This is a genomic window from Shewanella sp. Arc9-LZ, assembly GCF_010092445.1.
Taxonomy (GTDB): domain Bacteria; phylum Pseudomonadota; class Gammaproteobacteria; order Enterobacterales; family Shewanellaceae; genus Shewanella.
Genome location: NZ_CP048031.1, coordinates 2983135 through 2996626 on the forward strand (window position 1 = coordinate 2983135; position 13492 = coordinate 2996626).

At 40.1% G+C, this 13492-nt stretch carries 13 protein-coding genes and 1 riboswitch; of the genes, 1 reads left to right on the plus strand and 12 read right to left on the minus strand.

All coding sequences use genetic code 11. The features are described 5' to 3' along the window. Positions 1–32: 32 nt before the first annotated feature. From GUY17_RS12755 to hinT, 5 genes are all read right to left on the minus strand, one after another. Complete coding sequence (locus GUY17_RS12755) at positions 33–2234, minus strand: TonB-dependent receptor (RefSeq protein ID WP_162023369.1); 2202 nt, start codon at positions 2232–2234, stop codon at positions 33–35. A 55-nt stretch (positions 2235–2289) separates the two neighbouring features. Continuing rightward, positions 2290–2397: riboswitch (TPP riboswitch) on the minus strand. 125 nt (positions 2398–2522) lie between these two features. Next, complete coding sequence (locus GUY17_RS12760; protein WP_101086831.1) at positions 2523–2915, minus strand: YcfL family protein; 393 nt, start codon at positions 2913–2915, stop codon at positions 2523–2525. A gap of 37 nt (positions 2916–2952) precedes the next feature. Then, positions 2953–3420 (minus strand): PaaI family thioesterase, encoded by a 468-nt coding sequence (locus tag GUY17_RS12765; protein WP_101086830.1) that lies wholly within the window; start codon positions 3418–3420, stop codon positions 2953–2955. Beyond that, the gene (locus GUY17_RS12770) at positions 3417–3926 is read right to left on the minus strand and encodes a PaaI family thioesterase (protein ID WP_101086829.1); all 510 of its coding nucleotides are present in this window, start codon (positions 3924–3926) and stop codon (positions 3417–3419) included. The genes GUY17_RS12765 and GUY17_RS12770 overlap by 4 nt, the downstream gene beginning before the upstream one ends. Next, positions 3926–4279 (minus strand): purine nucleoside phosphoramidase, encoded by a 354-nt coding sequence (gene hinT / locus GUY17_RS12775; RefSeq protein WP_162023370.1) that lies wholly within the window; start codon positions 4277–4279, stop codon positions 3926–3928. The genes GUY17_RS12770 and hinT overlap by 1 nt, the downstream gene beginning before the upstream one ends. 203 nt (positions 4280–4482) lie before the next feature. On the opposite strand from hinT, the gene GUY17_RS12780 reads away from it, so the two are divergent. Next, positions 4483–6240 carry a M61 family metallopeptidase gene (locus GUY17_RS12780; protein WP_162023371.1) on the plus strand — a complete coding sequence of 586 codons (1758 nt, stop codon included), beginning with the start codon at positions 4483–4485 and terminating at the stop codon, positions 6238–6240. Between the two features lie 142 nt (positions 6241–6382). Here the strand turns inward: GUY17_RS12780 and GUY17_RS12785 are convergent, their stop codons facing one another. The 7 genes from GUY17_RS12785 to GUY17_RS12815 form a co-directional block, all read right to left on the minus strand. Continuing rightward, complete coding sequence (locus GUY17_RS12785; protein WP_162023372.1) at positions 6383–7234, minus strand: CsgG/HfaB family protein; 852 nt, start codon at positions 7232–7234, stop codon at positions 6383–6385. A 2-nt stretch (positions 7235–7236) separates the two neighbouring features. Then, positions 7237–7638, minus strand: a complete 402-nt coding sequence (locus tag GUY17_RS12790; RefSeq protein WP_123776865.1) for a curli assembly protein CsgF — start codon at positions 7636–7638, stop codon at positions 7237–7239. Positions 7639–7650: 12 nt separating this feature from the next. After that, positions 7651–8229, minus strand: coding sequence for a curli production assembly/transport protein CsgE (locus GUY17_RS21220; RefSeq protein WP_254439819.1), 579 nt, complete (start codon positions 8227–8229; stop codon positions 7651–7653). Further along, positions 8226–8858, minus strand: a complete 633-nt coding sequence (locus GUY17_RS12800; protein WP_101087213.1) for a response regulator transcription factor — start codon at positions 8856–8858, stop codon at positions 8226–8228. Before GUY17_RS12800 ends, GUY17_RS21220 begins: the two co-directional genes overlap by 4 nt. A 137-nt stretch (positions 8859–8995) precedes the next feature. Next, positions 8996–10534 (minus strand): curlin, encoded by a 1539-nt coding sequence (locus tag GUY17_RS12805; RefSeq protein WP_162023373.1) that lies wholly within the window; start codon positions 10532–10534, stop codon positions 8996–8998. Positions 10535–10564: 30 nt separating this feature from the next. Continuing rightward, positions 10565–11092 (minus strand): curlin, encoded by a 528-nt coding sequence (locus GUY17_RS12810; RefSeq protein ID WP_162023374.1) that lies wholly within the window; start codon positions 11090–11092, stop codon positions 10565–10567. 498 nt (positions 11093–11590) lie between these two features. Continuing rightward, positions 11591–13381, minus strand: a complete 1791-nt coding sequence (locus GUY17_RS12815; RefSeq protein WP_254439820.1) for a bifunctional protein-serine/threonine kinase/phosphatase — start codon at positions 13379–13381, stop codon at positions 11591–11593. Positions 13382–13492: the final 111 nt, after the last annotated feature.

The window sequence follows — 13492 nt, forward strand, 5'->3', positions numbered from 1 at the left end:
GCTGCAACAAAGGCTACAGCGATTTTATGTCATTACATAAATTGAACTTCTAATGTCACACCCATTTGGCGCGGATCACCGTAACGAATATATTGTTTATCGACCCAATCTTGATCTGGTTCGTTGCCAAAGTAAAAGCCTCGCACACCATATTGTTCATCAAACAAATTGCGGCCCCATAAATATGCCGACCATGTTGGCGTTTCATAGCCTAAACGGGCGTTATAAATGGTATAGGCTTCTGACTGAGATTCATTGCTGTCAGAATAATAAAACTGGCTTTTACCACTGGCATTCACGTTTGCAAACCAACCAGAATCAGCAACATAAGTCATACCAGCACTGTAAGTAAATTTAGGTGAATGCGCTAAGTCGCGCCCAGATAAATCGACGGTTGAACCGTATTTGTCACTGTATTGATATTGGCCATATTCAGTTTCCAACCAACCGAAACTACCGTAGAACTCAATATTTTCTGTTAAATACCATTTTGCATCGAGTTCCGCGCCATAGTTACTTGAACTGCCAGCATTTTCGGTAAATAGAATAAAACGCTGCGGGCTATCTGGGTCTTGTAAAGAGGCGGCAACTTGTTGGTCTTGGCGGTCCATATAAAATAGCGCCAAGGTAGAATCCACTTCTCCATCAAGCCAGCTCGATTTTAAGCCAACTTCATAATTATATAAAATCTCAGTGTCGAACTGTTTCTTGTCAGACAATTCAGCAGGCAGTGTCATATTAAAACCACCCGCCTTATAACCGCGGGCGACACGAGCATAAGCATTGTGATTAGCATTAATGGCTTTTGACAACGCAATATGGCCGCCCCACATATCTTCTGATGGGGCAAAGTCATCTTTATTGCTGTCACTATAATCACTATCGCGGCGCTCGAAACGCAACCCAGTCGACAATAAGTAATCATCACCTAAATGGCTGTCTAATTGACCAAATATGGCATAGTTTGTCGCCTCATAGTTTGACTGCAACACTTCATCTGGCCAGGTGTTGTATTCCGAGTATAAGTCGTTATCTTCTTTCAAATTCATCGCGTATACACCCAATAACCAGTCGGTACTACCGGCGAAGATGCGTCCTGCATCTTTGGATGATAAACGGAACTCTTGGGTAAAGGTTTTACGATCGCCCTTTTTGTCCCAGGTGTAATCATAAACACAAGGTTCAGTACCTGAGGCCGCTCCTGCGTCGTCATACACAGTACATGCTTTACTCGCCCAATAATCCGAATTGGCCCAATCACCATCATATCCATTATGATGATCAGTTTGCGCAAATGATGTTAATGATGTGAAGTCAAATGCTTGCATACCCGTGTATATGAACTTAACCCCTGCTCCAGTCGTTTTTTGTGTATCAACACCGGGTTGGTCAGTTAAGGTATTACTGCGATTATTATCTAATGTCCACACATCGTAACCATTATCAAAATTGGCATGCAATAAGGTTAAATCAACTTGAAGATCGTCAGTAGCGTACCAACGGAACTTAGCCCTAGCCGTTAACTCATCACGTTCATTGGTATCATCACGGTTAAGATAAAGGTTGTCACGGTAACCATTTTGATTGTGCTGTTCTAGTGATACACGGTAGAGCAATTTACCTGAGTCATTGAGTGGACCAGAGCTAAAACCAGAAAGAGTACGAAGATTGTCATCACCTAAACTGACTTTTGCGCCATGTTCAAATGATTCGGTAGGGTCATTACTTTTTAAGTAAATTAATCCAGCTAGTGCATTAGCACCATATTGAGTACCTTGTGGACCGCGCAAGACTTCAACTTGCTGCATGTCGTACATACTCGACACCATGCCAAGGCCTGATAGGTCGATGTCGTCGACCACAAAGCCAACCGATGAGTTAGGTGCACCTTGATATTGTTCTTGTTCACCGACACCACGAATTTGGAAATATTTTGGACGAGAACTGCCACCAGACCAGTTAAAGTTGGCAATAGAATTGAGCACATCTTCAAAATGTTGCGCCCCTTCGTCTTCTAATTGCTGGGCATCAATAACCGTCACGCTTGACGGCATTTTATCAAGGCTGATATTACTAAAATCAGCATTAACAACAATCACTTCCATTTTTTCATATTCGGGAGTGACATTTTCAACATCGGCCGTTTTAGCCATAACCACAGGCGAGCTTAATGCCACCATTACCGCTAAGGCAATTGGTGTTTGGTGTAACCTAGTAGAGTTTTTCGTGAACATAGGACCTCAAATAGTGATTTTGAGATCCGGCAAGAGTAGCGAATAAGAGGTGCACATAAATAGTGTGGCCCATTCCTACGCCGGTATAAGCCGGATCAGGTTCTAAGGGTTCGTCATACAGACATCTCAGTTCAGGTTTTACTGAACACCCCTTGGCGATCACGATTATAAACTAACTTCACCATGAATACACGAGCAGCGATACAATTTGATAACGCAAAAATATAATTGATTAACTTTATATTAAATCTCAGTAATCATGTCTCTTCAAGTTCTCTGTAGCGTGGCTTAATTTGAGAAAGCTTCGCGCACATAAATCTCAAATCGAATAGCTTGTGTATTGGGCGCTACCGCACCCACTTGCAACTGCTGTTTACCATGTAATTTAACCGACTTCCAACTGCTTGCTTCATCCTCAACTGTAAATCCGCTAGCATCGTACCAAGTGAATTTATATTGTAGACGTAGGTCAGTGCTCGATTTGCTTTGAATTAGCGCCGATGCTTTGATTAAGTCAGCAACCATGACAGATGAAATATCCACAACATTGACATCACTGGCAAAAGAGCTGCTATCGACTCTAACCTGCCCGCTTGAGTCTACCGAAATACCTGCCGTGTTATGCGCACAGGCGCTAAGCAACAATGCTAATGCGAACACAAATATTGACGTTATTTTCATGCTATCTCCTTATTTGCTGTTAATGTAAAGCGTTGACTTAATCTATCAAAAAATGTGCTCTGGCAGTGGCTATCAATTGTTTACGGTTGGTTTGCCAACAGTTCATACTGACGTTAGCCACACGGCGGCCTTGGCGAGTAATTTTACATTCTGCAAAGGTATCTTGATGTAAACCTGCGCGTAAATAGTCAATTGAGAAATCAACAATTTTAGGTACTTTCTTGGCTTGCATAAATACCATTAGTTGCACAATTGCCGACATTTCCATAAACCCAGCAATCACTCCGCCATGTATTGCAGGTAAAATCGGATTACCAATGTTGTCATCTTTAGCCGGCAGTCTAAATACCATTTCATCACCAAAACGGGCCACTGACATGCCAATAAATTGTGAGTAAGGTACTTTCTCAAGTAGGTAACTATAATCATTCAGTTCAATGGCACGTTTAACCACATCTTGAACATCTAAACCCTTTTGTGTCTCTATTTGGGTTGGTTCACTCATGATTTCGCCCCCGGTAAATTCCCCATTAACACTTGACGAAACTCTTCGCCGACCATTTCTGGACTAATTCGCATAAAAGAACCCACCGCGTGAGCGATAGGTTCATCAATACTGTCTTGATATGCTATCGCACGGGTAAAAGCAACGCTTGACGATAAACGATAGCATTCAGCAAAGGCATAAACCGACTTATGAGGCTCTGCGGGTTTCATGTAGTCGACACGTAAATCCAATGTTGGAGACAACTCTAACGATTGGTACTTCTTCAAAATGGCGCATACCACGGCTGTGCCACAAGCGGTATCTATCAAGGTTGTGATCACCCCACCATGAATGACTCCGGTGTCGGGGTAACCAATAATATCTTGACTGTAAGGTAACTCAATTAACACATGATGCTCACTGGCTTCTTGCACTGAAAGCCCTAAACGACGGCACTGAGCTAACTGGTTGACAAAACGGGTGGCAACTTCAGTTAACGGGAAAAAATCACTGTTAATTTTCATTATCCACGACTCAGCATTGGGCCTAATGGTTTACCCCCTAAAAGATGCATATGAATATGGTACACCTCTTGACCACCATGCTTATTGCAATTCATGATTAAGCGATATCCATCTTCAGCAATACCGGCTTCATCGGCAAGTTTGGCCGCTACTGTTATCATCCGCCCTAATGCTAATTCATCAGACGCTTTAACATCATTTGCTGTCGCGATTAAATGATTGGGAATAATCAGAATATGCGTAGGAGCTTGCGGAGCAATATCCCGAAATGCGGTGACTAATTCATCTTGGTATAAAATATCCGCTGGAATTTCACGGCGGATAATTTTGCTAAATATGGTTTCTTCGGCCATTTGGATGCCCTCATTAGATAACTGCATTGATGCTATTGATAATACTATCAACTCTTTGAACTATCACTCCAGTAAAAACGCTTTTTATGGGTAATATTTTGCCTAAAATGGGATTCGTTTGCTTAAGTGAGTCAATTTTGGCAGCATTGGTTATTATAGCTCAATCGTTTTGATTGCGACTTGCCACTCATTCGGAATTCTTTATGCATTATCATATTCATGCGGTCGACCCAAAAGCTCATTTATTTGAAGTGACCTTTACGCTAAAAAACGCCAATCCATCTCAGATTTTTTCATTACCAGCATGGTTACCTGGCAGCTACATGATCCGCGATTTTGCCAAAAATATCATTGAAATTGATGCCAAAGAGAATCTACAATCGCTTGCAGTCACTCAATTAGATAAACAAACATGGCAATTGAATAACCAAGGCAGTGATATCACTCTGTGTTATCAAATTTATGCATGGGATTTGTCTGTTCGCACTGCACACCTTGATACTAATCATGGCTTTTTTAATGGCAGTAGCGTGTTTCTAGCGGCTAATGGTCTTGAGTCTCAACCACATACCGTCACCATGGCTAAACCTGCACTTGCAGAATTAGCTCATTGGACGCTAGCCACCAGCATGACTAGAGCATCAGGTGAACAATTTAGCTTTGGTGATTTTAGCGCTGAAAACTACGATGACTTAATTGACCATCCCGTTGAAATGGGTGAACTGACCGTCGAAACCTTTTTCGCTGCTGGTGTGCCACACGATATCGTACTCAGTGGCAAACACAGGGCAAATATGGCTCGATTAGCCAAAGATTTACAAGCGATTTGCGAATATCAAATCAATTTGTTTGGCACTCCAGCACCCTTTAAGCGTTATGTGTTCATGACCACCGTTTTGGACAATGGTTTTGGCGGTTTAGAACATAAAGCATCTACAGCGTTAATGTGCTCTCGCAACGACTTACCTTTGTCACTCGATGCGCCAGTAGATAAAGGTTATCGCACTTATTTATCACTGTGTAGCCATGAATATTTCCACTCATGGAACGTTAAACGGATTAAACCTGCTGAGTTTACGCCATTTGATTTATCACAAGAGTCTTATACTTCTCAATTGTGGGCGTACGAAGGTATCACGTCATATTATGATGATTTAATTACCTTTAAATCTCAGTGTATTGATGAGAAAGGTTACCTTACTTTACTCAGTCAAATTATGACTCGAGTATACCGAGGCGAAGGTCGCTTTAAACAAACCTTAAAGCAATCAAGTTTTAATGCTTGGACTAAGTTTTATAAGCAAGATGAAAATGCCGCTAATGCAATTGTCAGCTATTACACTAAAGGCGCACTATTTGCCTTGTATGTAGACTTAACTATCCGTATTGAAACCCAAGGTAAATACAGCCTTGATGATGTTATGCGTACACTTTGGCAACAATATGGTTTAACAGGTGTAGGTACTGAATCGTCAAGCCATCAACAGATTGTTGAAGCGCTATTAAATCGCCCTTGTGACGATATCTTTACTTATCTCGACAACACAGACGATTTGCCACTAAAAGAATTACTGGCTCAAGTGGGCGTGAATATGAGTTTACGGACCTGTGAAGGTGTAACTGATTTGGGTGGTGCTGGAGCTACAGGTTATAACATTGGTTTTGGCGCAAAAACAAAAGCGGAATCATTAGGGTTAAAAATTCTAACGGTTAGCCAACACAGTCCAGCACATCAAGCGGGATTAAGTGCGGGTGATTTATTGATTGCAGCAGACCACTTGCAAGTAACCAGTCAATTTGAACAGCAACTGCAAAGTCGAACCCTTGGCGAACAAATCACTTTGCATTGGTTTAGACGTGATGAATTGATGCAAGGAACATTAACGATCAGTGAAGCGGCTTTAGACACGATTTCGCTTAGCATCATTGATGCGACTAAAACACAATTGTGGCTTGGTTAAGACTAAGAAACGATTATCAAGTTTGAAAATTGATTTACTGAGTACCATCAATATTAATCGAAAATTTGAATTAAAAAAGGATATCAATTTGATATCCTTTTTTATAAATCTTCTCTATTACTATACAAATGTACCAATATGACTAGCTCTGCTTAATCCGTTCTAATACTTGATTTTCAGTATGTGCTTCTAACCAGTATTTTTGTAATGTTGGGTTTTTTACTCCTGATACAGGATCAAGTAAATTCCAAGCTCGTTTCCAAATACCGTCGGCAATCATATGTACGACCGCACTTTCAATAGCAGCTGCAATACATAAACTCACTGGTTCGTTTGAGGTATAACCCGCCTCAGACTCTAATAATTCTTGCGCATCAATAAATTTAAATACGCCAGCAGTAATTTCTTTTGAAATAACGGCCTTAGTGGTTGTCACACTGCTTAATAATCGACCTGTACGGATGTCGACCGCACGTAAATTAACCGTGATGCTATCGACACGGTATTGACCCGATACGCCGATTCCCAAATAACGAGCGCCTGCGCCACCGGTTTTAATATTGGTGTCGTAAGCCACTATGCCACCTTCCATTAAAATTTGGGCACTGTTTAATTGTGGCAACTTACTGGCATCACCATTGAGTCCTGCACGAACAATTTTTCGTTCTGTCAGTAAATTTTGTAACCCTTCACGCTCAACAGGCACAAACCAAGCAGAATCATTGAGCGCCTGAGCTAAGAAAGCCGTTCCAGACTGAGGTACTGCAGTTGAAAAGTTACTCGAAGGTATCGGCTTGTATTGACCCGTTTGATCACGAAAATCATACACTGCTGCCACCATACTTCCTTGGGGGGATGGCAAACTGACTAAATCATAATATGTCTCGCCCTTTGGCATTAAACTTGTGGTTGCTTCAATACCGTCGAATTCACTTTTTATCGAAGAACACGCGCTCAAAGATAGAATAAATAAGCTAAGCAGTAGTCTTTTCATGATTAGCCCCCTGTTGATGCGCCGACAATACCACCAACTTCGATGATGGTCGTCTCGCCGGTTAATAAGTCAGTAATGTGAACCAGTAACGATCCATCTTCATTGACCACATTTATCTCAAAGTCATCGGTTTTTAAATAACCTTCACCACCATTTGCCGCATCATTAAACAGTTGACTCATTAAGCGTGACTGTAATGAACTAGCAAGCCTGTCCAGCGCTGTAGGAGCTACATAGGAGGAGCCACCTTGATGTTCATTTTGCGCTGACGCATTTGCCAATAAATAACTACCATTAAGGTAACTGCCCCCAAACGCAGGGTTAACTGGGGTATATACCAGTTGCGTCGCGGCTAAGGGAAAACTAAATGATGTTATTGATAAGATTAGTAATAATTTTTTCATATGCATTCCCTGCTAAAACTCATCAGGAGCAAGATCGGGGTCTGAAAATGCCGCCCATTTTGCCTGTTGTTGATATTGCAACAAGGAAGCATTGACCCGCTTTGCTGCCATGTTCGCTTGTGCATCAATATTTCGCGATGCTGGGGATAAAAACGTCACAAAAACCGGCTTTCGATTATGCAACACTAAAATTTTACTACCACTTCTTGCTGTGGCTTGCTCTACAACAGTGAGCCCCGAATGGTTGCTCATGCCATTGATATCACGATAAGCGCTAACAAATTCTCGATAAAAACGGTGGCCAAATCTTGTCATGGCTCTATTTAAGATTAACCCATCAATTAAATCAGCTTCACGCTTAGGTTTTGCATCACTGACACTCACTACAGGTTCAGTTGAATGCAATAAATTCTCTTGAGCTTTGGAAGCGGAAGATTCTGGAATAACTTCATCTGTGGTGGGGGCAATGTTAGCTTTTGTAAATTCTGGAACATTAACGTCAACATCTTTACGATCATCAGCGGTAGCGTCACTTAATAAAACTGCCTGACTCGCAATCAAGTAAATGAGTATCACTGATGGATATTTCACACTCTCACCTCATGCATGTGAGTTTGTGCCCAAGCAATGGCTTGACCACGACTAGACACACCAATTTTTCGAAACGCACGATAGAGATGCGTTTTAATGGTAGATTCACTGACAAATAGTTGATTAGCGATATCGAGATTAGTACTACCAGACAATAACGTTTGTAATACCTCACGTTCACGAATGGTCAGTTGTTCACTGTCATCGTCATGCTCATCGTTTAATATTGAACGTTGCAAGCCTTGCGGCATAACACTTCGACCTTTGAGTATTTCATTCAAACCTTGGCTTATTTCCGCTAAATTAGCATCAGAATAAAATACACCTATTGTTGTTGAAGGATGAATTAAAAATTTAGTATCAAGCTGCTTAGGAAAATTTAAAAACACTGTGTGAATCGCGCAATATTCGCGCTCAATGAGGCGTTGTAATTGGTAAGTTTGTTGTAAATCAATAGTCGACAAGTCAAATACAACAACTGAAATAGGCTCACTTGCTAACATTTTTGCCATTCCATTGGGCTGAGCTTTAGTCAATTTGATTAAAAACTCTTGTGGCCAGCGGCAATCAAGTAAATCGATCAATAACTGTGACCGAGAAACAATCATCCAATTTACGACTTTAAACATCATTTACACTCCATGTGAAGATGAACTAGATGCTCTTTAAACAGAATTTGCATCAATGTGAAACAAGATTAGCAAGGCTTTTATCATTTAACAATTAGTCAAAAGGGTGCTTACACACCCTTTATTATACTTATGTACTACAAACCTTGAGTTATCGTCACTGTGTTACTATAACCCGTGCTGGTAGCGATCGCTGAATTATGCATATCCGCTTGAGTAACATGAACAGTATTGTTACCTAGCCCTTCAACGTATACATCTGCGAAGTTCATAGCATCTGTTTGACTAATAACAATTTCGTTAGTATCACCCCACCAAGATTCAGCATAGGCCTCGTTATGATGACCAGTCTGATCTATATCAATGATTGTTGAAACATCAGCCGCATCGGCATAGGCTTTGTTATGATGGCCATTCTGATCAACGGTAACAACGTTATCCGTACCCCATGAACCAGCACCGATCCCTTCACCATAAAAATTACTACCATTTGGTCGGCTATTAACTTCATTATGATGGCCAGTTTGATTCACTGTAACGGTACTGAATCCACCAGAGTCAGTTGATGCACCCGCATAGTTATGATGACCTGATTGGTTAATCGCAATCGTGTTGTCATAACTGAACTCCCCTTGGAACACTATTGCTTCGTTTGAGAAACCCGCTTGCGCAATCGTAGCGGTATCACCCATACCTTCTTGGTCAACAGTAGCATTGTTACCAGAACCTGAATTACCGTTACCATTCCCAAGAGTTAACGCACTTTGAGTCACTGTTGCAGTGTTGCCTTCATTTGACTGATTGACGATTGCAACATGATCAAAGTCCATTTGCATTACCGTTGCGGTTTGATTCAAACCGTATTGGTTAACTTGAGCTTCATGATTACCGCCACTTTGAGTCACATGTGCATCATGAGATTCACCATTTTGATATACATTTGCCATGTTAGACAAACCAACTTGCTCAACTAAACCAATGTTGTCATTACCTTCCTGCTCTAATATTGCAACGGTATCGTCACTGGTTGCTCCACCATAATTTTGAGTGTTTTGTAATATATCACCAATATTATTTGAACCAGTTTGAGTTAATGTGGCACTAGCAGCATCTGATGATTCCTGCTGAATATAAGCATTATTGTTAGAGTTTCCAGATTGATTAATGGTTGCATCAGCAAAATCTGACCAATGATTATAAATTTCGGCGGTATCTTCACTTCCGGTTTGATTAATCGAAGACTGTGCACCGTCACCGTCATTTTGAGTGACGGTTGCTATGTTTCCATTGCCATTTTGGTTAACAGTTGCTTGAGCATTCTCACCGTTAAAAAATTCCTGTACGACATTTGCTTGGTTATCATTACCAATAGATTCAACAGATGCATTAGCTGTGCTTGTTGCATTATGTTGATCAATCAAAGAGGTATTTCCATCCCCCTCTTGATAGGATATAGCTTTTGAATTTGACGTTTCAGCTTGTGAAATCGTTGAGAGATTACTATCTCCAATTTGGACAATAGTTGCGTCATTAGCAACACTATTATTTTGTTGAACAACCACTGCAGTATTTAGATCTCCTTCTTGACTAACATCGGCTTCGTTGTTACTTGCATACGCACTTACTGAAGTTAATAAAACAGCAGATATTAATAAAGCTAATTTAGAATATTTCATCTTTGTATTCCCTTCATTTTATTGAATAGATTAATTCCTTTGAGTTACGTTCACATTCTGTGTTGTCCCCCATTGAGTGACACCGACAGCATTTCCAAAACCGTATTGTTGGATCCGAATGGTATTATCATTACCAGTCTGATTAATGATAGCTAAGTTACTAATTCCAATTTGGCTAACGTCCATCAATAAATTGAAACCAACCTGACTTGCAATCACTTGGTTATTAAACCCTGATTGGTAAATATTGGCTTCAATATCACTTCCAGTCTGGAGTACAGCAGCACCATTGAGAATGCCTTGTTGAGTGGAAGATATTTGATTGTTATTGCCTAATTGAATGGAATTGAAGCGATTATTGAATCCATTTTGATTTACGTTGATTGATAACTCATCACCATTTTGACTCACATTAGCTCTATTATTAATGCCAATATTGAGCTCATCTATGTCGCTTAGATCTTGTTGTCCTAAGCTAGAAAAAGATATTAGACATAATAAAAAAGCAAGAATTCCAGTTCTTACATTAAAGCGAAGTTTATGAGTACGCTTGTTCAAGATCATGCTCCCTGCCCCTTGGTTATTTCGCGCCATAACATTCAATCGGCTTAATAACGTTTCTATTGATAGTGTCAATATTATGGCGCTGTCAAATGGTATTTGAATCATCCTCGAGTATTAAACCAACATAGACCTATAGGTTATATTAATTTCAGCCCCCTACTTTATTACTACACAAACATATAAGATGATGATTTATATTTATATTTTTAAATATGCAATTCTAAGCTAGCTATAAATTAGTGAGACATTAATATGAGAATTATAGGAAGAGCCGATTCTCCCAAAGAACAAGAAATTAAATATATACAAATAATAAAAAAATTAGAGTTCCCCTTAAAGTATGTATTTTGAAAGAGTAAGATGATGAAAAAAATTCAAAAGTAGATATTACTAATAAGTTACTAATTAAAAAAATAAATTATTGATAATAAACAGAAAATATTTATAGTCTGTATATTTTAAGTAATATATATTTGAGAAAGCTCCTCATAATCAATTATTCAGCAAAGAAGCCACTAAACATATAAACAACACGATTGAAATCACTTGCCAAAAACGTACTGGGTTGCGAGTTATAATGGGCACATAATCATTTACTGTGTGATTCGCTTTGGCAGTGGTTAATTGATGAATTAATTCACAGGTATCCGCTTGGCGTAAATTAGGTTCAACATTGAGTGCTTTTTTTAATGCTACGTCAATCCACTCTGGCACCATTGGGTTTAATTTATGTACACTAATATATTCTAAACGTTGGTAATCCTGCCGCGTTCGGCATTTCTCGAGTTTGCCTTTAAAAGGCAATTGCCCAGCCAACATCTCAAAAGCAATCACTGCAAGCGAAAATAAATCGGCACGACCATCGGCCTTATAACCCAGTATAACTTCAGGGGCAGTGTAATCAGCCGTACCCAAAATACGATCTCGAGTTAACGGACTACTAATTTCTGCTACGCCTTTGATATAACAAGAACCAAAATCGATGATTTTAACCACGCCATCTCGGGTGATAAAAATATTATCTGGTTTTAAATCTTGATGCAGCGTTTCGCGACGGTGAAATGCTCTTATCCCTAATTCGATTTGTTTTAGCAACAGTAACACCTCTTCTACTGGGGCCTTTTTATGTTGAGTTAACCATTCACCTAAGCTTATCCCCGATAAAAACTCGGTGACATAATACAAAGCGGACTTTATGTTATGTTGCTCTACAACCTTAACGACATGAGCACTGCTAATGCGCTGCCCTACCCAGCTCTCTAACATAAAGCGCTCTATGTAAGCGGCATCATCTATGTAATTGACGGAAGGTGTTTTCATGCAAAAGACTTGGTTTTGCCCATTGACGACTCTATACACTTGGCTGCGTTGTGATTGATGAAGTATATGAGTTACCTGATATCCATCAAGCTTCATTCCAACGCTAAGTGGGGGGGGGAATGGTTGACGCGACAAGCTTTGGTACACATCATCGATAGCCTGTTTAGGTAATTGTCTGACACTTAATAACTGCGCACTGAGATTATCTTTACTGCCTAAGTCGAAAGCCTTTTTATTCAACGCTAAGCAGAATTGTTCACACAAATCATCGCTAAGCGTTGGATGTTGCTGACAAAGAGCCGTCAACTTTCGGTGTATTTCAAATTCAGTGAGTACGTCATGAACTCCATCCGTTGTCAGTAAATAGAGGTCGTCAACTTCAACTGACAAGCTTTTATAGTCAACATCTAATTTAACATCCATCCCCAATGCACGAGTAAGATATTGGTTTGATGAGTTAATATTAGTACTGTGATCATGAGTTAATTGCAGTAATTCGCCTCGGCGAAAACGATAAATACGTGAATCGCCCACATGCAACATGTGCACTGAACAAGACTTAAATACCAATGCACTAAAGGTACATACAAAGCCGCGTCTGGCATCGCGATAGTCTTGCCCCAATCCATACAGCCAACGGTTTAATGCTGTTAATACTTTGGTACTCGATGTTTGCACACTCCAAGTTTCTGGGGTCGAATAATAATCCGCAAGAAAATTACTGACACTAATGGCAGACGCATGAGCCCCACCTTCAGCGGTACTGACACCATCACTGATAACACTAACAACACCTTTCGACGTAAGTGGTATCACTGAAGGAATACGAATACCTATGGCATCTTCATTTTGCAGTTTACGTCCTTTTTCAGAAGCTTGGCCTACAACAAGCTGCAAAGTTGCAGCAAAAGGAAGCATGGCATCTACACTATCCATCGTTTGTTCTAATGACTCTGAAGCCATAAAACCTCTCACTCTAAGATTAAGCTGTTTTATCAATATAAAAACTCAAATTGCTTAAACATAAACAATTTGAGTTTTATGGCACAATGTTGCTCTGGCTACTTTACTCGA